General features: G+C 65.6%; 14 protein-coding genes. 4 read left to right on the top strand and 10 right to left on the bottom strand.

Annotated features, from left to right (window positions below; all coding sequences use genetic code 11):
* The first annotated feature begins 4 nt into the window (after positions 1–4).
* Positions 5–481 carry an Hpt domain-containing protein gene (locus ACW170_RS14395; protein ID WP_492087324.1) on the top strand — a complete coding sequence of 159 codons (477 nt, stop codon included), beginning with the start codon at positions 5–7 and terminating at the stop codon, positions 479–481.
* A gap of 70 nt (positions 482–551) precedes the next feature.
* Here the strand turns inward: ACW170_RS14395 and spbR are convergent, their stop codons facing one another.
* Both spbR and ACW170_RS14405 read right to left on the bottom strand, forming a co-directional pair.
* On the bottom strand, positions 552–1,694 hold the full coding sequence (gene spbR / locus ACW170_RS14400; RefSeq protein WP_492087325.1) for a SpbR family protein: 1,143 nt from the start codon (positions 1,692–1,694) through the stop codon (positions 552–554).
* Between the two features lie 84 nt (positions 1,695–1,778).
* The gene (locus ACW170_RS14405; RefSeq protein ID WP_492087326.1) at positions 1,779–2,576 is read right to left on the bottom strand and encodes a transglycosylase SLT domain-containing protein; all 798 of its coding nucleotides are present in this window, start codon (positions 2,574–2,576) and stop codon (positions 1,779–1,781) included.
* Positions 2,577–2,753: 177 nt separating this feature from the next.
* Between ACW170_RS14405 and ACW170_RS14410 the strand changes: the two genes are divergently transcribed.
* Positions 2,754–3,491: a TonB family protein gene (locus ACW170_RS14410; RefSeq protein ID WP_492087327.1), complete on the top strand. Its 738-nt coding sequence runs from the start codon at positions 2,754–2,756 to the stop codon at positions 3,489–3,491.
* Here ACW170_RS14410 and ACW170_RS14415 read toward each other — a convergent pair.
* The 6 genes from ACW170_RS14415 to ACW170_RS14440 form a co-directional block, all read right to left on the bottom strand.
* The gene (locus ACW170_RS14415; RefSeq protein WP_492087328.1) at positions 3,488–4,498 is read right to left on the bottom strand and encodes an NAD(P)/FAD-dependent oxidoreductase; all 1,011 of its coding nucleotides are present in this window, start codon (positions 4,496–4,498) and stop codon (positions 3,488–3,490) included. The genes ACW170_RS14410 and ACW170_RS14415 overlap by 4 nt on opposite strands.
* A gap of 173 nt (positions 4,499–4,671) precedes the next feature.
* Entirely contained in the window at positions 4,672–5,862 is a 1,191-nt protein-coding gene (tuf, locus tag ACW170_RS14420; protein WP_008260274.1) for an elongation factor Tu, read from the bottom strand.
* Between the two features lie 109 nt (positions 5,863–5,971).
* Entirely contained in the window at positions 5,972–8,050 is a 2,079-nt protein-coding gene (fusA, locus tag ACW170_RS14425; RefSeq protein WP_492087329.1) for an elongation factor G, read from the bottom strand.
* 165 nt (positions 8,051–8,215) lie between these two features.
* Positions 8,216–8,689, bottom strand: coding sequence for a 30S ribosomal protein S7 (rpsG, locus tag ACW170_RS14430; protein WP_267513794.1), 474 nt, complete (start codon positions 8,687–8,689; stop codon positions 8,216–8,218).
* An 81-nt stretch (positions 8,690–8,770) separates the two neighbouring features.
* On the bottom strand, positions 8,771–9,145 hold the full coding sequence (rpsL, locus tag ACW170_RS14435; protein ID WP_008260482.1) for a 30S ribosomal protein S12: 375 nt from the start codon (positions 9,143–9,145) through the stop codon (positions 8,771–8,773).
* A gap of 289 nt (positions 9,146–9,434) precedes the next feature.
* On the bottom strand, positions 9,435–10,022 hold the full coding sequence (locus ACW170_RS14440) for a hypothetical protein (protein WP_492087330.1): 588 nt from the start codon (positions 10,020–10,022) through the stop codon (positions 9,435–9,437).
* A gap of 114 nt (positions 10,023–10,136) precedes the next feature.
* On the opposite strand from ACW170_RS14440, the gene ACW170_RS14445 reads away from it, so the two are divergent.
* Positions 10,137–10,805 carry a hypothetical protein gene (locus ACW170_RS14445; protein ID WP_492087331.1) on the top strand — a complete coding sequence of 223 codons (669 nt, stop codon included), beginning with the start codon at positions 10,137–10,139 and terminating at the stop codon, positions 10,803–10,805.
* On the top strand, positions 10,802–11,605 hold the full coding sequence (locus ACW170_RS14450; protein ID WP_492087332.1) for a hypothetical protein: 804 nt from the start codon (positions 10,802–10,804) through the stop codon (positions 11,603–11,605). Before ACW170_RS14445 ends, ACW170_RS14450 begins: the two co-directional genes overlap by 4 nt.
* A gap of 65 nt (positions 11,606–11,670) precedes the next feature.
* On the opposite strand, the gene rpoC is transcribed toward ACW170_RS14450, so the two are convergent.
* Together rpoC and rpoB are read right to left on the bottom strand one after the other, a co-directional pair.
* Positions 11,671–15,867, bottom strand: a complete 4,197-nt coding sequence (rpoC, locus tag ACW170_RS14455; protein WP_492087333.1) for a DNA-directed RNA polymerase subunit beta' — start codon at positions 15,865–15,867, stop codon at positions 11,671–11,673.
* Positions 15,868–15,984: 117 nt separating this feature from the next.
* Entirely contained in the window at positions 15,985–20,100 is a 4,116-nt protein-coding gene (gene rpoB, locus ACW170_RS14460; protein WP_008260904.1) for a DNA-directed RNA polymerase subunit beta, read from the bottom strand.
* Positions 20,101–20,103: the final 3 nt, after the last annotated feature.

Genomic DNA, 20,103 nt, shown 5'->3' on the forward strand with positions numbered 1-20,103 from the left:
CGCCATGAGCGATCCGGCGAACGTCAAGCCCACCACACCGTCTCTTCGCCCCAGGATCGGGGGCGGTTTCGGCATCAACGCCGACGCTATCGCCCGGGCCGAGGAAGCGCTGAAGGCCATGTCGGCCCAGTTCGGCCAGTGGCTCAACGACGAGATCGTCAAACTGGATCAGGCCCAGGCCGACATCCGCGAAAAGGGCCTGACGGCCGAAACCGCAGAAGCCCTCTACTTCCGCGCCCATGACCTGAAGGGCCTGGGAACCACCTACGAATATCCGCTGGTGACCCGTATCGCCGGCTCGCTGTGCCGGCTGCTGGACGACGCTACAGCCCGGGCGGGAGCGCCCCTGACCATTGTCCACGCCCATGTCGATGCGATCCGCTCCGTGGTCCGCGACCAGATCAAGACCGACGAAAACCCCACCGGCCGCGTCCTGGCCGAATCTCTCGAAGCCGAGGTCTCTCAGCACAAGTCCCGCTGAGCCATTCCAGGTCGACTACAGCAAAGGGGCTCGTCTGCGGACGGCCCCTTTTTTTGCCCGACGCGAGGATTCAGGCGGCGGAGGCCGCCATCTGCGTCGGACGCATCGGCGCCTGGTCCAGCCGCTCCATCAGATAGGCCAGGTCATCGCGCGGCACGTTGGGCCGTTGGGTCAGGAAGCGCTCCAGCATCCGCTGACGGAAGACGTCGCTCGACGTATCCACCCCCTCGGCCGACAGCGCCCGCCAGGTGTCCACCCCGGCGCGGAAGGCCTGGAACAGGCGCGGCGGCAGGCCCGCCCGATCATAGATGGCTTTCAGCCCCAGCGGCCCGGCGTCATGGATCATCAGCCAGGCCCGGTGATGCGGCGTCGCCGCCAACTCAGCCAAGCCATGTTCCAGCATCGTCATCTGGCCGCGCGCCAATCCGCGCAGCAGCAGCGAGGCGTTCAAGACTTTACGCAGGTTCAGCTGCGCCATGAACGCCGGCAGGTCGGCGCTGGACGCGGCCTGTTCGACCAGATCGATCGTGGCCCGCTCACGCGAATATTGCGCCAATCGAATGGCTGTCTCGGGCGCCACGGCGTGGCGCGAGACCAGGTGTTCACGCACCGTCTCGCTGGCCAGTTCGATCAGCCGTTCAGTGATATGGAGCGGCAGGACCTGACGATAGGCGACGGCGGCGACCACCTCGCCCGAGTCGGGAAAACGATCCACGATCACGCCCAGGGCGCGCTCCGACAAGTCGGCGTTGTCATTGGCCGCCAGAACCCGGACCGCCTGCTCGTTCCCCTCGTCGGCCAGGGCCTGGGACACGTCGCGGGATACGCTCGGCCGTCCAGCGACCGCGATCTGGCGCAGGGCCGAACCGGCGCGCACGATCTCGATCAGATCGTCGTCGCTCAGCGCCGGCGAGGCGCCGATGATGGGCAGGGCGATACTGTCGAGGTCCGCCGCCAAGCGCCGCGCGACGTCGTTGGGGATCAGATCCGACGACTTGAGCGTCACGGCCATGGCACGACGCACCAGCTCGGCCGCGTCATTGGCCAACAGGCGCACGATCTTCTGCGCCGCCTCCCGCTCGTGGTCGTCCAGTTCGGCCCGATCCATGTTGCGGCAGAGCTTGTGGGCGGCCTCGGCGCGCTCGTCCTCATCCACCGCCTTGACCAGGCGTTGGATGTCCATTTCGGTGAGGCGGGCGCGGAAGGCGGTCATGGACGGCTCGTCAGGGAATCGGGCGTGCCGACATCATGACCCTGCCATGCTTAACGGTCGGTTTACCATCGAGGCTTGCCGATCTCAGGTCGAATCCTTGTCGTTGGGCGAAAAGGCCCCGCCGAACCCTGACGACGACGATCCATCCTGCCCCAGCAAAAGGGCCAGAAGGCCCTGCTCCTGTTTCAGCCGGTCCATGCGCGCGGCCAGGACCTGATCGCGGTCACTCAGCTCCGGCGGCGGCGAGCGCGTCTCGCCGATCCCGGCCGCCGGCGCGCCATGGCCGGCGGTGCGCTGCAGATTGGTGTGGACCTCGGCGACCGTGGCCGCCCGGCCGTCTTTGTAGAAGATGCTGCGATTGGCTCGCGCCGCCTCGGGAAACAGCGCGACGGCGCTTCCGCTCGGATTGCGATCCATCGCCGTCATCAGGCTGGCCGCGCCCGCCGGCCCCAGGAAGTGCGCTGCGTAAAGATCCCCCGCCCCCGGCTCCTTGCCGGTGCGGCCGCGCAGATAGGCGGCGTTCGACGCCGTCAGCTCCGCCGCCATGGTCGAGGCCGCATGAGGGTCGAACCTCAGGTCCAGCACGACATTGCGCGCCGATCCCTCGACCCGCCAGCGCCCGTCCGATCCCTTGTGGATCAGGTCGGCATACTGGCCATAGCCATGCTGAGCCCCGTGCTGTTTGACCGTGCCCAACCAGGTCTGTTCGATGAACTGGAACAGGCCCGCCGCTGACGAGGTCGGCGCCTTGGCCGACGGATTCATCGCGCTCTCGCGGCGCGCCGTCTTGATCAGAAAGTCATAATCCACGCCCACGGCGGTGGAGGCGCGCCGGATGGCCGCTTCTACGCCGCCTGAAGATGGAATCGCTCGGATGCCCATGACAGGCGAAGCCTCGTCGAACGTGGTTAATCAACCCTTAATCGTTAACGGTCGCATTAACCAGACCGGGGGATCGACGTTGGTCGATCTCCAAAACCTCGCCGCAAACTCGCCACAAGCTGCGCGCTCACTTTCGGTTACGGGCGCTGCGGGGGCGGTGAACGAGGGAGTGTCGAGATGATGATCCGTGCCGCCGGGGGACCCGGCGCAATCAGCCCCATCGACTTCGGGGAACGCAGAAAACCTTTGCCGCGCTGGATGTGGGCCGCCATCGGCCTGTCCGTTGTGGCGCACGTCGGGGTGGGGGTGGCGCTCTATAACCAGCGGTTCCAGTTGGACGAGCAACTGGCCCAAGGCGTCATCGAAGACCCTATTGTCGATGTCTTCGTCGAGCGACCGAAGCCCAAGCCTCTTCCCCCGACTCAGAAGACCGCCGCGCCGCCGACGCCGATCCATGACCCCATCCTCAAGGCGCCGCCGACCGTCGAGACCGTACCTTTGACGCCGCCGGACAAGACGGCCGAGACGGCCCCGCCCGGCCAAGTGATCGTCAGCACGGCTCCGAAGGGCGTCGAAGGTGGAACGGCGACGACCGAGACCCCGCCCCGCGCCGTCTCGGTCATCAACAATCCGACCTGGGCCAGCCGCCCCTCTGAGGCGCAGATGGCGCGCGCCTATCCGACGCGCGCGGCTGACAACGGTCTGTCGGGCGCGGCCAGCCTGTCCTGCATCGTCCGCATCGACGGCGGCCTGACCGCCTGCCGCGTCGCCGACGAAACGCCCAGGGGCCAGGGCTTCGGCCGGGCGGCCATGAGCCTGACGCGGGACTTCCGCATGAACCCCCGCACGGTCGACGGTCGCGCGGTGGACGGGGCGACGGTCAACTTCACCGTCCGCTTCGCCATGGCGGATTAAAAGCGTCGAGGATCGAGGGCGCGGGCTTCCGGCGACGGCGTCCGCCCCTCGATCGCATCGGCGACCACGCTCGCGACCAGCGGCCCCAGCAGCCAGCCGTTGCGACGCGGCGCCAGGGCCAGGAACAGCCCCTCCCCGTCCGGCGCAGGTCCGGCCATGGGCAGACCGTCCGCCGAGGCGCCGCGCACCCCGGCGCGCCATTCGATGTTCAGGGGTTCCGGCGCCTGGCCCAGCACCCGCCAGGCGGCCTCGGTCAGTCGCTCGCCCACGGCCGCATCGGGGGTCGTATCACGCCGCCCCGGCTCCATGGTCGCCCCGATAACCGCCCCGCCGGCCATCGGCGCCACATAGGCCCCCGGCCCCCGTGCGACGCGCGGCGTCAGGGCTTGGGGCGCCGTCCCGATCTGGCCGCGGATCGGCTGAACGCTTTCGACCAGGGCGCGTGTCGCCTCGGGCGTCCCAGGAATGAACGCCTCCGTGCCGGTCGCCAGAACGACCGCCGACGCCGTCAGGGGCAGACCGTCCACCTCGACCCGCCAACCGCCCGCCTCCTGGTGCAGCCCGGTGACGCGCCCTTCGACAACTGCGTCGCCCAGAGCAGCGGACAGGGCGCCCATCGCCTGTTCCGGCTCGATCTGAAGATCCTCGTCCGTAATCACGCGATCCCCGTCGCGCCAGGCCGCGAACCCGAGGGCCTGCAGCCGCGCCTCTATGGCGTCCACGTCCCCGCCGCGCCACTCCGCAGGGCCCTGCGTCAGGGCCACGCCTGAGGCGACGGCGAAGCCGAGCCACAGGTCCCGGCCGGCGCGGTACAAGGCCGCCCTGTCGGGCGACACGTCGTCGATCGCCGCCTCCATGGCCGGGGCCACCATGCCCGCCGCCACGCGCGAGGCGTTGGGTCCGCCGGGATCGATCACGGTCACCGCATGGCCGCGCCGCTTCAGCTCGAACGCCGTACTCAGGCCCAGCACGCCGGCGCCCACGATCACGATGGTAGGGGAAGACATCACCGCCTCCAGATCGACCCGCGCCGCGCCGAATGCAAGCCGCAGGACCCGGACCTTTCGTCCTATGCCCCAAAGCAAAACGGCCCCCGGATTTCTCCGGGGGCCGTTCTGTTACGCAGACTACATCCGTCTGGCCTCAAGTAGCGCGTGAGCGCGTTAGGCCAAAAGAATGATTACTCGATGATCTTGGCGACGACGCCGGCGCCGACGGTGCGGCCGCCTTCACGGATGGCGAAGCGCAGGCCTTGGTCCATGGCGATCGGGGTGATCAGTTCGACGTTCAGCTCGGCGTTGTCGCCGGGCATGATCATTTCGACGCCTTCCTTCAGCTGCACGATGCCGGTCACGTCGGTCGTGCGGAAGTAGAACTGCGGGCGATAGTTGGTGAAGAACGGGGTGTGACGGCCGCCCTCTTCCTTGGTCAGGATGTAGGCTTCAGCCAGGAACTTGGTGTGCGGGGTGATCGAACCCGGCTTGCACAGAACCTGACCGCGCTCGACGTCTTCACGCTTGGTGCCGCGCAGCAGAACGCCGACGTTGTCGCCCGCCTGACCTTGGTCCAGCAGCTTGCGGAACATTTCGACGCCGGTGCAGGTCGTCTTCTGGACCGGGCGGATGCCGACGATTTCGACTTCTTCACCGACCTTGACGATACCCTTTTCGACGCGGCCCGTGACCACGGTGCCGCGGCCCGAGATCGAGAAGACGTCTTCGACCGGCATCAGGAAGGGCAGGTCGACCGGACGTTCCGGCTGCGGAATGTAGGCGTCGACGGTTTCCATCAGGGCCAGAACGCGCTGTTCGCCGATTTCCGGGTTCACGCCGTCGGTCGCGGCCTTGGCCGAGCCCTTGGTGATCGGAATATCGTCGCCCGGGAACTGGTACGACGAGAGCAGCTCGCGCACTTCCATCTCGACCAGCTCGAGCAGTTCTTCGTCGTCGACCAGGTCGACCTTGTTCATGAAGACCACCAGGGCCGGCACGCCGACCTGACGGGCCAGCAGGATGTGCTCGCGGGTCTGCGGCATCGGGCCGTCAGCGGCCGAAACCACCAGGATCGCGCCGTCCATCTGCGCCGCGCCGGTGATCATGTTCTTCACATAGTCGGCGTGGCCGGGGCAGTCGACGTGGGCGTAGTGACGGTTGGCCGTCTCATATTCCACGTGCGCGGTGTTGATCGTGATGCCGCGCGCCTTTTCTTCCGGCGCAGCGTCGATGTCCGCATAGGCCATCGCCTTCGCGCCGCCGGCCTTCGCCAGCGTCATCGTGATCGCCGCCGTCAGCGTCGTCTTGCCGTGGTCAACGTGACCGATCGTGCCGATGTTGCAGTGCGGCTTCGTGCGTTCGAACTTTTCCTTGGCCATTTTCTAGCTCCTAGGTCCCCGAACCGGGGTTCCTGCAGTCTGGGGGTTAAGGGCGCCCGGCCCCTGTCGGACCGGGCGCTTTTAGGTGCGCTTCTCCGAAAGGAAAAGCTTAGGCGTACTTCTTGATCACTTCGTCGGCGACGTGTTGCGGCACCGGCTCGTAGTGGTCGTACTGCATGGTGAACTGGGCGCGGCCCTGCGACATGCCGCGCAGCGTGTTCACATAGCCGAACATGTTGGCCAGCGGCACGAAGGCGTTCACGACGGTGGCGTTGCCGCGCATGTCCTGACCCTGGATCATGCCGCGACGGCCGTTCAGGTCGCCGATGACCGAGCCGAGGTATTCCTCGGGGGTCACGACTTCGACCGCCATGATCGGCTCGAGCAGCTTCGGCGCGCCCTTTTCCTTCAGTTCGCGGAAGGCGGCGCGGGCCGCGATTTCGAACGCCAGCACGCTGGAGTCGACGTCGTGGTACTTGCCGTCCGTCAGGGTCGCCTTGAAGTCGATCAGCGGGAAGCCGGCCAGCAGACCCGAGTCCTTGATGGAGTTCAGGCCCTTTTCGACGCCGGGAATGTATTCCTTCGGCACCGCGCCGCCGACGATCGCGCTTTCGAACACGAAGCCCGAGCCGGGCTCGCCCGGTTCGAAGGTGATCATGACGCGGGCGAACTGGCCCGTACCGCCGGTCTGCTTCTTGTGGGTGTAGTCGATGTCGACCTTGCGGCCCAGGGATTCACGATAGGCGACCTGCGGCGCGCCGATGGTGGCCTCGACCTTGTAGGTGCGCTTCAGGATGTCGATCTTGATGTCCAGGTGAAGCTCGCCCATGCCCTTCAGGATGGTCTGGCCCGACTCGTGGTCGGTCGAGACGGTGAAGGACGGATCTTCCGAAGCCAGCTTGGCCAGGGCAACGCCCAGCTTCTCCTGGTCGGCCTTGGTCTTGGGCTCGACCGAGATCTCGATGACCGGGGCCGGGAATTCCATCTTCTCGAGGATGACGGGCGACTTCAGCGGATCGCACAGGGTGTCCCCGGTGCGGGTTTCCTTCAGGCCGGCCAGGGCGACGATGTCGCCGGCGAAGGCTTCCTTGACGTCTTCACGGTTGTTCGAGTGCATCTGCAGCATCCGGCCGACGCGCTCGCGCTTGTCACGGCTGGAGTTCAGCAGGCTCATGCCCGTTTCCATCTTGCCCGAGTACAGGCGGCAGAAGGTCAGCGAACCGACGAAGGGGTCGTCCATGATCTTGAAGGCCAGGACCGACAGGGGCTCTTCGTCCGAGGCCTTGCGGGTGATCGGCTCTTCCGTCTTGAAGTCGATGCCCGGGGTCGGCGGGATGTCCAGCGGCGACGGCAGATAGTCGACCACGGCGTCCAGCAGCGTCTGCACGCCCTTGTTCTTGAAGGCCGAGCCGCACAGGATCGGATAGAAGGCGCCGGTCAGCACGGCCTTACGGATGCACTTCTTCAGCACTTCGACCGAAGGCTCGGTGCCTTCGAGGTAGGCTTCCATCGCCTCGTCGTCCAGTTCGACGGCGTTGTCGATCAGGTACTGGCGGGCTTCGTTGGCCTTGTCGAGCAGGTCAGCCGGGATCTCGCCGACGGTGAAGTTGGCGCCCAGGGCGTCGTTGTCCCAGACAACCGAACGCATTTCGACGATGTCGACCAGGCCGGTCAGCGAGGACTCGGCGCCGATCGGGAACTGGATCGGCACGGCCTTGGCGCCCAGGCGGTCGCGGATCGACTGGACCGAGGCGTCGAAGTCGGCGCCGATCTTGTCCATCTTGTTGACGAAGACGATGCGCGGCACCGAATATTTGTCGGCTTGGCGCCAGACGGTTTCGGTCTGCGGCTCAACGCCGGCGTTGCCGTCCAGAACCGTCACGGCGCCGTCGAGCACGCGCAGCGAACGCTCGACCTCGATGGTGAAGTCCACGTGGCCGGGGGTGTCGATGATGTTCAGGCGCTTGCCCTGCCAGAAGGCGGTCGTCGCGGCCGACGTGATGGTGATGCCGCGCTCCTGCTCCTGGTCCATCCAGTCCATGGTCGCGGCGCCGTCGTGGACTTCGCCGATCTTGTGGTTCTTGCCGGTGTAATAGAGAATCCGCTCGGTCGTCGTCGTCTTGCCCGCGTCGATGTGGGCCATGATGCCGAAGTTGCGGTAGTCCTCGAGCTTGTGCGTACGAGCCATGAAAACGTGCCTTAGAAGTAGGTCAAGGACGCGACGGCGCCCCCGGGAATGATCGTCGATGCGGCGGATAAGCGAGCGCGGGCGATTTAGCTTAAACCGCCCGCGCCGGATAGTCTTAGATAGGAACCGTCCCTTAGCTTCGAAAGGGAGACGGTTTTAAGACGCTTACCAGCGATAGTGGCTGAAGGCGCGGTTCGCCTCGGCCATCTTGTGGGTGTCTTCGCGCTTCTTGACCGCGGTGCCGCGGTTGTTCGAGGCGTCCAGGAGCTCGGCGGCCAGCTTTTCGGTCATGGTGTTTTCACCGCGCTTGCGCGCAGCATTCACCAGCCAGCGGATGGCCAGAGCGCGGCGACGGTCGGGACGGACCTCGACCGGCACCTGATAGGTGGCGCCGCCGACGCGACGCGAGCGGACTTCGACCGAAGGCGCGACATTGTCCAGAGCGGTGTGGAAGGTCTCGACCGCAGTCTGTTCCTTCTTCTTGTCGGCCAGGATATCGAAGGCGCCGTAGACGATGTTCTCGGCGACAGCCTTCTTACCTTCGTACATGACGTAGTTCATGAACTTGGTGACGATCAGATCGCCGAACTTGGGATCCGGCAGAACTTCACGCTTCTGGGCGCGGTGACGACGCGACATGGAGTATTCCTTGCAGTGCCCGGCGCTCGCCGGGAAGATCTCGAAAAGGCCTCCGGGCGCGATGGCCCGGACGCGAACGGCTTACTTCGGACGCTTGGCGCCGTAGTGCGAACGACGCTGCTTGCGGTCCTTGACGCCTTGCGTGTCGAGCACGCCGCGCAGGATGTGGTAGCGAACGCCGGGCAAGTCCTTCACGCGGCCGCCGCGGATCAGAACAACCGAGTGTTCTTGAAGGTTGTGGCCTTCACCGGGGATGTAGCAAACGGCTTCGTAGCCGTTCTTGGCCAGACGGACCTTGGCGACCTTACGCAGAGCCGAGTTCGGCTTCTTCGGGGTCGTCGTGTAAACGCGGGTGCAGACGCCGCGACGCTGGGGCGAACCCTCCAGAGCCGGCACCTTGTTACGGGTGGGCTTGGGCTTGCGCGGCTTGCGGATCAGCTGGTTGATCGTAGGCATTCGAAACTTATCTCGACTTCTGATGGAGGCGTGTGTCTTTCGACCGAAGCGCCTCTCGCCTTCTTGTGAACGGGGGACCATCCCCTCGCCCGGGTGTCATCGAGACTGATCGCGTGACGACAAACAGCCCAGGTTTGTTCCGGCGAGCCGGAAAACACAAAGGGCCGGAACGCGCGCTTTGGGCGTTCCGGCGGGCACAGCCCGTCCGTTCAATTGTCACGATCTCAGCGACCGGCGAACCGGCCACGCCTCGAAAGTGGGCGGCTTCTACGCGCGATGGGGGGAAAGGTCAAGGCGGCGGGGGCTCGACGGCGCATTCCGTTGCGGTCTGAGTCTCCATATAGGTCCGCTCAAAACACCGGGACAGCCAGTAGAGATTCCGGCCGTTATACCGGTCGCCCTCGTTGGGTGAAGTTCGCAACGTCTCCAACCGCGATTCCATCAGTCCCCGGTCCTTGACCAGGAAGCCATACAGCCCTTCGACATAGGCGTTCCAGTCCAGCGGAATCTCGGCGCCCGTCCGCTGATCCGACCGCCTCGCGCCGGCCAGCGCCTGGGCGGCGCCGGCTTCGTCCCCGGCGAAGGCTAGGTAACGCGCCATATGCAGATGCGAAATCGCTGACTCCCGCACCCCGAGCAGCGGCCCGCGCGTCAGATACTCCCGACTGGCCTCGGCCGCTCGCCGGTAGCAACCCTGGTCGGCGTACCACATCGGACTGCCGGGCTTGTCCGTGGAAAACTCGAAATCTTCCCACTCGCGCCTTGAATTGATCTCGACCGGCACGGCGGGACAATGCTGCAGGTCGTCGATAGGCGCCGGCCGGGCGACCGCCGGGTTTGCTTGAAAAAACAAGATCAAGACCAACAGTATCGACATCGGCTACTCCCCCAGGAGAGCACCACTACACAGCCGTGACGCGAACAAGTCAAACCAGCGCCTGAATCCAGCCACCCTTGCAGTCGAGCTTCGCATTGAACGGTCGGGGACGGCATGGCGAGGACGGGCAAGATCGGCTGGGCGGCTGCGACGGCCGTTGCTCTGGGCGTCAACGCCGTGGTTCTGGCCCTGCTGTCGATCGAGGACCGACGGGCGCGGACGCCGCGCTCCCCGGCTGTCGGACCGGTTCTGTATCTCGACATTGAGCCACGCACGCCCCTGCTGAACGATCGGCCTCCGCCAGCGGCGATTCGCCGGTCTAGTCGCACACCCCCCAATGCCGTGCGGCCGGCTTCCGTTCCGCCTAAGGATTCGGATGAGGCCAAGACACCTGGGTTCTACGTCCCTATGGGCGCTCACATCGACGGCCAGTGGCGCGTCACGGCCGGCGCCGGACGTCCCAGCGACGGTCTTGAGTCCTGTGACACGCCGCATCGCCTGTCCGCCGAAGCCCGTCGTCGATGCGACGACCGATGGACGCGCTCAAGCCAAGACCCGCGCGCCATCACCGGTTCGGGCGATACCGAACGGGACGCCGTCTTCGCGCGCCAGGGCGTCAGACGCCTGGCCGCATGGGAGGCGCAGCGGGCCGAGCCGCCTCGGGGCGATCCGCCTTGCGAAAATCCCAATCCCATGTCCGGGTGCGAAGGCGTCAACGTCAGCGTCGAGCTATTCTCCACGCGGGACGGCATACTGCCCAACCTTAGAAAGCGTCGTGAATGAGCGTGTCCGCCCTGCCCCGTCCAAACCCCCGGCGTCCCGACTGGCGCAAGGCGGGCCTGGCGACGGCGTCCGTCGCCATCAACACCGCCCTGATCGCCGCCCTGTCCTTCACGGCCCTGGGAAACGAGGGGCGCGGCATCACCGCCGCCCCGCCGCCGATCTATCTCGACATCGAACCCCGCCCCTTGCTGCCGGATGAGCGGCCCCGCCTAACGACCGTGGCCACGCCGGATATCGCGCCCGTCACAGCCGCCGCGAACGCCGCAAACGCCCCATCGGTCAGGACGCCCGAGGCGGAGGCCGTCCCCCGCCCCGCTCCGCTGCGTCCGCGTCTGGCCGCCCCGGCCGACGTCTGGCGGGTCGATCCCGCCAATCGTTCCGGCGCCATGGCGCGATCAATTCGCCAGGGCCTGCCCGGCTGCGCCTCGCCAGATCTGCTGAACGAGATGGAGCGCCGCCACTGCCGCGACGAGTTCGCCCGACACGGCGAGAACGCTGCGCCGATCACCGGCTCAGGCAACCCCGATCGCGACGCCGCGTTCGCCCGCGAGGGGGCGCGCCGTCTGGCGGAATGGGAACAACGCCGCCGTCCCCTGTCCGGCGGCGTCGGCGTGGTCGGGCCGGCGGATTGCGTCGGCTCGAACTTCGGCACGGGCTGTGCGGGCGCTCAGCTGCCCGAAGTGCCGGGCGTCGACATGCGCCAGGGCGCACAGACGACGATCAATCCGGGCGAACGCCGGCCGCAGGGCCTGTCGGCCAGCCTCGGCGAGCTTCGCATCGGCGGCAAGGCCGACGACTGAACGAAAAAGGGCGGCGCCGTCGCCGGCGCCGCCCCTCTTCACTTCATCACATCCGAACCCGGAGATCAGCCTTCGCTGCTCTCCAGCTCCAGCTGCAGATCGGCCGGCAACGGCTCGATCGCGTCTTCGCGGGCTTGCGTCAGCTCGGCGTCGCGATCGTTGGCGATCTTCTGCAGGGCCCGCAGATAGGCGCCCGTACCGGCCGGGATCAGGCGGCCGACGATGACGTTTTCCTTCAGGCCTTCCAGCATGTCCTTCTTGCCGTGGACCGAGGCGTCGGTGAGGACGCGGGTGGTCTCCTGGAAGGACGCCGCCGAGATGAAGCTGCGGGTCTGCAGCGACGCCTTGGTGATGCCCAGCAGGACGGGCTGGGTGGTGGCGATACGGCCACCGCGCTTCTCGACCTTCTCGTTCTCGAGCACGGCTTCGGCCACTTCGACGGTGTCGCCGCGGATCAGGGTGGTTTCACCCGAATCCAGGACTTCGACCTTCTGAAGCATCTGACGCACGATGACTTCGATGTGCTTGTCGTTGATCGGCACGCCTTGCAGTCGGTAAACCTCCTGCACTTCGTTCACCAGATACTCGGCCAGCGCCTCGACGCCCTGGATGCGCAGCAGATCGTGCGGATCCGGGTTGCCGTCGATGATGTAGTCGCCCTTCTGGATCAGATCGCCGTCGTGGACGGAGATATGCTTACCCTTCGGGATCAGGAACTCGACCGGTTCGCCCTGCACGCCGTCGGCGTTGACTTCCGGCGTGATCTTGATGCGGCGCTTGTTCTTGTAGTCGCGACCGAATTCGACGCGACCATCCATCTCGGCGATGACCGCGCAATCCTTGGGACGACGGGCTTCGAACAGTTCCGCGACGCGCGGCAGACCGCCGGTGATGTCGCGGGTCTTGGCGCCTTCGGTCGGGACGCGGGCGATGATCTCGCCCGGCTTGACCTCGTCGCCGTTCGACACGGACAGAACCGCGCCTACGGGCAGCAGGTAACGGGCGTCAGAGCCCGAGGCCAGCTTGGCGTAGGCGTCGCCCAGGGTGACGCCCATGGCCGGACGCAGGTCCGAACCACGCGGGCTGGCGCGCCAGTCGCTGACGACGCGCTGGGCGATGCCCGTCGCTTCGTCGGTTTCTTCCTTGACCGAAAGGCCTTCGACCAGATCCTCGAAGCGGATCAGGCCGCCGACTTCCGTCAGGATCGGGGTGGTGTAGGGGTCCCACTCCGCCAGACGTTGGCCCTTCTTGACCTCGCCGCCCTCCTTGACCCGGATCCGGGCGCCGTAGGGGGCCTTGTGGGTCTCGCGGTCCTTGCCGTCCACGACCACGGTCACGATGACGTTGCGGCTCATCGCCACGAGGTCGCCATGGGCGGCGGTGACGGTCGGGCCAGTGATCTTGGCCACGCCCGCGTTGGTCGCCTCCATGAAGGAGGTTTCCGCCACCTGGGCCGTACCGCCGATGTGGAAGGTCCGCATGGTCAGCTGGGTGCCCGGCTCGCCGATCGACTGGGCGGCGATGACGCCGACCGCTTCGCCGATGTTGACGTTGGTGCCGCGCGCCAGGTCACGCCCGTAGCAGTGGGCGCAGATGCCGGCTTCCGCCTCGCAGGTCAGGGCCGAACGGACCTTGACCGACTGAACGCCGGCGGCGTCGACCGCCTCGACCACTTCTTCCACCAGATAGGTGTCGGCGGGGAACAGGACGGTGTCCGTGCCCGGCTCCTTGATGTCCTCGGCCGCATAGCGACCCAGGATCCGGGCGCCCAGCGAGACCAGGACGTCGCCGCCCTCCATCACCGCACGCAGGGTGATGCCGCGCGTCGAGCCGCAGTCCTGTTCGGTGACGATCGAGTCCTGCGCCACGTCCACCAGACGGCGGGTCAGATAACCCGAGTTGGCGGTCTTCAGCGCGGTGTCGGCCAGACCCTTACGGGCGCCGTGGGTGGAGTTGAAGTATTCAAGGACGGTCAGGCCTTCCTTGAAGTTCGAGGTGATCGGCGTCTCGATGATCTCGCCGGACGGCTTGGCCATCAGGCCGCGCATCCCGCCCAGTTGCTTCATCTGCGCCTGCGAACCCCGGGCGCCGGAGTTGGCCATCATGAAGACCGAGTTGATGTCGGGGTTTTCACCCTCGATCAGCACGCGCGGTTGCGCGATCTCGCCCATCATGGCGTCGGCGATACGGTCCGTAGCCTTGGCCCAGGCGTCAACCACCTTGTTGTACTTCTCGCCGCGCGTGATCAGGCCGTCGGCGTATTGTTGCTCGTACTCCTCGACTTGGGTGCGGGTCTCGGCGACCAGTTCGGCCTTCTTCGCCGGAATGACGATGTCGTCCTTGCCGAACGAGATGCCCGCCTTGGCGGCCTCGCGGAAGCCCAGGCCCATCATCTGGTCGGCGAAGATGACCGTCGCCTTCTGACCGCAGTGGCGATAGACCACGTCGATCAGATTGCCGATTTCCTTCTTCGTCAGGTTCTTCTCGAGCAGGCGATACCCGACGTTCGGGTTACGCGGCAGCAGGGCCGCCAGCTTCATCCGGCCCGGCGTGGTGTCGATGACCTTGGTCACCTCCTTGCCTTCGGCGTCCTGTTCCGTCCAGCGCGCCTTGATGCGGCTGTGCAGGGTCACGACCTTGGCGTCCAGCGCTGCGTCGATCTCGCCGATGTTGGCGAACAGCTTGCCTTCACCCGGCTCGCCGTCCTTGACCAGCGACAGATAGTACAGGCCCAGGACGATGTCCTGCGACGGCACGATGATCGGCTTGCCGTTGGCGGGCGACAGGATGTTGTTCGTCGACATCATAAGGACGCGCGCTTCCAGCTGGGCCTCGAGGCTCAGCGGGACGTGCACGGCCATCTGGTCGCCGTCGAAGTCGGCGTTGAACGCCGTACAGACCAGCGGGTGCAGGCGGATGGCCTTGCCCTCGATCAGCTTGGGTTCGAACGCCTGGATGCCCAGACGGTGCAGCGTCGGCGCGCGGTTCAGCAGAACCGGGTGCTCGCGGATGACCTCGTCCAGGATGTCCCAGACGGCGGGCTGCTCGCGCTCGACCATGCGCTTGGACTGTTTGACGGTGCCCGACAGGCCCTTGGCGTCAAGGCGCGCATAGATGAAAGGCTTGAACAGCTCCAGCGCCATCTTCTTGGGCAGGCCGCACTCGTGCAGCTTCAGTTCCGGACCCACGGTGATGACCGAACGGCCCGAGTAGTCGACGCGCTTGCCCAGCAGGTTCTGACGGAAGCGGCCTTGCTTGCCCTTGAGCATGTCGGCCAGCGACTTCAGCGGACGCTTGTTGGCGCCCGTGATGACGCGACCGCGACGGCCGTTGTCGAACAGCGCATCGACGGATTCCTGCAGCATCCGCTTTTCGTTACGGATGATGATGTCCGGCGCCCGCAGCTCCATCAGGCGCTTCAGGCGGTTGTTCCGGTTGATGACGCGGCGATACAGGTCGTTCAGGTCGGAGGTCGCGAAACGACCGCCGTCCAGCGGCACCAGCGGGCGCAGTTCCGGCGGGATGACCGGCACGATGGTCAGGATCATCCACTCGGGCTTGTTGCCCGATTCCAGGAAGGCCTCGATCAGCTTCAGGCGCTTGGACGCCTTCTTGGCCTTCATTTCCGACGGGCTGTCGGCCAGCTCGCCGCGGTGCTTCTCAGCCTCGGCGTGCAGGTCGATGCCCATCAGCAGGTTGCGGACGGCCTCGGCGCCGATCTCGGCGGTGAAGCCGTCATCGCCGTATTCTTCCTGGTAGCGATAGAACTCGTCTTCCGTCAGCAGTTGGTTCTGCTTCAGCGGGGTCAGGCCCGGCTCGGTGACGATATAGTTCTCGAAATACAGGACGCGCTCGACGTCCTTCAGCGCCATGTCCAGCATCAGCGAGATGCGCGACGGCAGCGACTTCAGGAACCAGATGTGGGCGACCGGGGCGGCCAGGTCGATGTGACCCATACGCTCACGGCGAACGCGGGCCAGCGTGACTTCAACGCCGCACTTCTCGCAAATGATGCCCTTGTATTTCATGCGCTTGTACTTGCCGCACAGGCATTCGTAGTCCTTGGTCGGGCCAAAGATACGGGCGCAGAACAGGCCGTCACGCTCGGGCTTGAACGTGCGGTAGTTGATGGTTTCCGGCTTCTTGATCTCGCCGAACGACCACGACCGGATCTTCTCCGGCGAGGCCAGGGCGATCTTGATCTGGTCGAAGGTCGGGGTGACCGGGACCGGGTTGAAGATGTTCAGGACTTCCTGGTTCATCTTGGTTCCTTGCTGCGGCTAGAGCCGCGAAAATTATTCAGAGGGAGAACAGCGCCGTGATTGGTGATTGGTGAGTCGTGACGGGCGTCGGCCCAGTCACGACTCACACGTCACGCCTCACGAATTCTCCAGCTCCACGTTCAGACCCAGCGAACGCATTTCCTTGATGAGCACGTTGAAGCTCTCGGGAATGCCGGCCTCGAAGCTGTCGTCGCCGCGGACGATGGCCTCGTAGACCTTGGTCCGGCCGGCCACGTCGTCGGACTTCACCGTCAGCATCTCCTGCAGGGTGTAGGCGGCGCCGTAAGCTTCCAGAGCCCAGACCTCCATTTCCCCGAAGCGCTGACCGCCGAACTGCGCCTTGCCGCCCAGCGGCTGCTGGGTGACCAGCGAGTACGGGCCGATCGAACGGGCGTGGATCTTGTCGTCGACCAGGTGGTGCAGCTTCAGCATGTAGATGTAGCCGACCGTGACCGGACGCTTGAACTGCTCGCCGGTCTGGCCGTCGTACAGGATCGACTGGGCCGACTTGTTCAGACCAGCTTCTTCCAGCAGGCGTTCGATGTCGCCGATGTGCGCACCGTCGAAGACCGGGGTCGCGAAGGGCACGCCCTTGGACAGGTTCTTCGCCAGTTCGATCAGCTCTTCCTCATCCTGCGGCAACGGGGTTTCCGGGCCGTAGATATGCGTCAGACGATCGATCAGCGCCTGCTTCTGACCACCCTGCTGCCAGGCTTCCAGCAGACCGGAGATCTGCTTGCCCAGGCCGGCGGCGGCCCAACCCAGGTGGGTCTCGAAGATCTGGCCGATGTTCATGCGCGAAGGCACGCCCAGCGGGTTCAGAACGACGTCAACGTGGGTGCCGTCTTCCAGGTGCGGCATGTCCTCGATCGGCAGGATCTTGGAGATGACGCCCTTGTTGCCGTGACGGCCGGCCATCTTGTCGCCGGGCTGAAGCTTGCGCTTCACGGCCACGAAGACCTTGACCATCTTCATCACGCCGGGGGGCAGTTCGTCGCCGCGTTGCAGCTTCTCGACCTTGTCTTCGAAACGACGGTCCAGTTGCTTACGCGCGTCCTCGAACTGGCGCTTCATCGCCTCCAGCTCGCCCATGGCCTTTTCGTCGTCCAGGGCGATCTGCCACCACAGACCACGGCTGACCTCGGCCAGCTTCTCTTCGGTCAGTTCGCCGCGGCCGATGCCCTTGGGACCGGAGACGGCGTTCTTGCCCAGGATCAGCGGCTTCAGGCGGCCATAGACGTTGCGCTCAAGGATCTTGAGCTCATCGTCGCGGTCCTTGCCCAGACGTTCGATCTCGGCGCGTTCGATCGCCATGGCGCGTTCGTCCTTGTCGACGCCGTGACGGTTGAAGACGCGAACGTCCACGATCGTGCCGGCGACGCCGGGCGGCAGGCGCAGGCTGGTGTCGCGCACGTCCGAAGCCTTCTCGCCGAAGATGGCGCGCAGCAGCTTCTCTTCCGGGGTCATCGGGCTTTCGCCCTTCGGCGTCACCTTGCCGACCAGGATGTCGCCCGGCTGGACTTCGGCGCCGATGGCCACGATGCCCGCTTCGTCGAGGTTGCGCAGGGCTTCCTCGCCGACATTGGGGATGTCGCGGGTGATTTCTTCCGGACCCAACTTCGTATCACGCGCCATCACTTCGAATTCCTCGAGGTGGATGGAGGTGAAGACGTCGTCGCGCACGATGCGCTCCGAGATCAGGATGGAGTCTTCGAAGTTGTAGCCGTTCCAGGGCATGAAGGCGACGAGGGCGTTGCGGCCCAGGGCCAGTTCGCCCAGGTCCGTCGACGGGCCGTCGGCGATGACGTCGCCGGCCTTCACCTGGTCGCCCACGCGCACGATCGGGCGCTGGTTGATGCAGGTCGACTGGTTGGAACGCTGGAACTTCGACAGGCGATAGATGTCGACGCCCGAGCGGGCGGCGTCCACGTCGCCGGTGGCGCGCACGACGATCCGGGTGCCGTCGATCTGTTCGACGACGCCTTCACGACGGGCGACCACGACGGCGCCGGAGTCCACGGCCACGACCGCTTCCATGCCGGTGCCGACCAGCGGCGCGTCCGACTGCACCAGAGGCACGGCCTGACGTTGCATGTTCGCGCCCATCAGGGCGCGGTTGGCGTCATCGTTTTCCAGGAAGGGGATCAGGGCGGCGGCGACCGAAACGACCTGCTTCGGCGACACGTCCATCATGTCCACGGCGTCGCGGTTCAGCAGCTGGGATTCGCCGTTGATCCGGCCGGGGACCAGGTCCTCTACGATGCTGCCGTTCTTCAGTTCGATGTTGGCCTGGGCGATCGTGTATTTCGACTCTTCCATAGCCGAGATGTAGACCACCTCGTTCTGGGCCACACCGTCCTTCACGCGACGGTACGGGCTCTCGATGAAGCCGTACTTGTTGACGCGCGCGTGGGTGGCCAGCGAGTTGATCAGGCCGATGTTGGGGCCTTCCGGCGTTTCGATCGGGCAGATGCGGCCGTAGTGGGTCGGGTGGACGTCGCGGACTTCGAAGCCCGCGCGCTCACGCGTCAGACCGCCCGGGCCAAGCGCCGAAAGGCGACGCTTGTGGGTGATTTCCGACAGCGGGTTCGTCTGGTCCATGAACTGCGACAGCTGCGACGACCCGAAGAACTCGCGAACCGCAGCGGCGGCCGGCTTGGCGTTGATCAGGTCGTGCGGCATGACCGTGTCGATATCGACCGAGGACATGCGCTCCTTGATGGCGCGCTCCATCCGCAGCAGACCGACGCGGTACTGGTTCTCCAGCAGTTCGCCGACCGAGCGGACCCGGCGGTTGCCCAGGTTGTCGATGTCGTCGATCTCGCCGCGGCCGTCCTTCAGGCCGACCAGGATCTGCAGCACCTTCAGCACGTCGTCCTTGCGCAGGACGCGGATCTCGTCGGAAACCTCAGGGGTCTCCAGGCGCATGTTCATCTTGACCCGACCGACGGCCGACAGGTCATAGCGTTCGCTGTCGAAGAACAGCGAGTTGAACATGTTGTCGGCGGCTTCCGGGGTGGGCGGCTCGCCAGGACGCATCACGCGATAGACGTCGAACAGAGCGTCCTCACGGGTGTCGTTTTTGTCGATACGCAGGGTGTTGCGCATGTAGGCGCCGACCGTGACGTGGTCGATGTCCAGCACCTCGATTGTGGTGAAGCCGTTTTGCTCCAGGACTTCGATGGTCGGGGCGTCCAGCTCGTCGCCGGCCTCGGCGAAGATCTCGCCGGTCTCGAAGTTGACGGCGTCATTGGCCAGATACTTGGTGACCAGGGCGTCGGCGGCCAGCGACAGCGAGGTCGTGGTGTCGCCCAGCTTCTTGGCGGCGCGGGCGCTGATCTTCTGGCCGGCCTGGGCGATCACTTCGCCGGTGTCGGCGTCGACCAGATCGAACTCCGGCTTCACACCGCGCCAGCGCTCGGCCTTGTACGGCGTGACCCAACCTTCGCCGCGCTTCTCGTAAGGCACGGTCTCGTAGAAGGTCTTCAGGATTTCTTCGCCGTCCATGCCCAGACCCATCAGGAAGGTCGTGGCCGGCAGCTTGCGGCGGCGGTCGATGCGGACATAGACCACGTCCTTGGCGTCGAACTCGAAGTCGAGCCACGAACCGCGATACGGGATCACGCGGGCGGCGAACAGCAGCTTGCCCGAGCTGTGCGTCTTGCCCTTGTCGTGGTCGAAGAAGACGCCCGGCGAACGGTGCATCTGCGAGACGATCACGCGCTCGGTGCCGTTGACGATGAAGGTGCCCTTGTCGGTCATGAGCGGGATATCGCCCATGTAGACGTCCTGCTCCTTGATGTCCTTGACCGAACGGGCTCCCGTTTCCTCGTCGGTCTCAAACACGATCAGGCGCAGCTTGACCTTCAGCGGCGCGGCATAGGTCATGTCGCGCTGGATGCACTCTTCAACGTCGTACTTCGGATCCTCGAACTCGTACGAGACGTATTCCAGGATGGCGCGTTCGTTGAAGTCCTTGATCGGGAACACCGACTTGAAGACCGCCTCGATACCCTGCTCCTTGCGCTGGCCCGGACGGACCTCGCGTTGCAGGAACTGTTCGTAGGAAGCGCGCTGGACCTCGATCAGGTTCGGCATCGCGACCGCTTCGGGGATGCGCCCGAAGGATTTGCGGATACGCTTCTTGCCGGTGAACGAAGTGGCGGAAGCGATCTGACCGTTAATGGCGAGATCGTGGGCGACGTCAGTCATTCA

The sequence above is a fragment of the Brevundimonas sp. FV2ps16 genome (genome assembly GCF_058681075.1).

Coding starts and splice junctions, on each gene's coding strand:
- ACW170_RS14450 (WP_492087332.1), top strand. CDS start 10,802: ATGAGCGTGTCCGCCCTGCCCCGTCCAAACCCCCGGCGTCCCGACTGG.
- ACW170_RS14395 (WP_492087324.1), top strand. CDS start 5: ATGAGCGATCCGGCGAACGTCAAGCCCACCACACCGTCTCTTCGCCCC.
- ACW170_RS14415 (WP_492087328.1), bottom strand. CDS start 4,498: ATGTCTTCCCCTACCATCGTGATCGTGGGCGCCGGCGTGCTGGGCCTG.
- ACW170_RS14410 (WP_492087327.1), top strand. CDS start 2,754: ATGATGATCCGTGCCGCCGGGGGACCCGGCGCAATCAGCCCCATCGAC.
- tuf (WP_008260274.1), bottom strand. CDS start 5,862: ATGGCCAAGGAAAAGTTCGAACGCACGAAGCCGCACTGCAACATCGGC.
- rpsG (WP_267513794.1), bottom strand. CDS start 8,689: ATGTCGCGTCGTCACCGCGCCCAGAAGCGTGAAGTTCTGCCGGATCCC.
- ACW170_RS14445 (WP_492087331.1), top strand. CDS start 10,137: ATGGCGAGGACGGGCAAGATCGGCTGGGCGGCTGCGACGGCCGTTGCT.
- ACW170_RS14440 (WP_492087330.1), bottom strand. CDS start 10,022: ATGTCGATACTGTTGGTCTTGATCTTGTTTTTTCAAGCAAACCCGGCG.
- rpoC (WP_492087333.1), bottom strand. CDS start 15,867: ATGAACCAGGAAGTCCTGAACATCTTCAACCCGGTCCCGGTCACCCCG.
- fusA (WP_492087329.1), bottom strand. CDS start 8,050: ATGGCTCGTACGCACAAGCTCGAGGACTACCGCAACTTCGGCATCATG.
- rpsL (WP_008260482.1), bottom strand. CDS start 9,145: ATGCCTACGATCAACCAGCTGATCCGCAAGCCGCGCAAGCCCAAGCCC.
- spbR (WP_492087325.1), bottom strand. CDS start 1,694: ATGACCGCCTTCCGCGCCCGCCTCACCGAAATGGACATCCAACGCCTG.
- ACW170_RS14405 (WP_492087326.1), bottom strand. CDS start 2,576: ATGGGCATCCGAGCGATTCCATCTTCAGGCGGCGTAGAAGCGGCCATC.
- rpoB (WP_008260904.1), bottom strand. CDS start 20,100: ATGACTGACGTCGCCCACGATCTCGCCATTAACGGTCAGATCGCTTCC.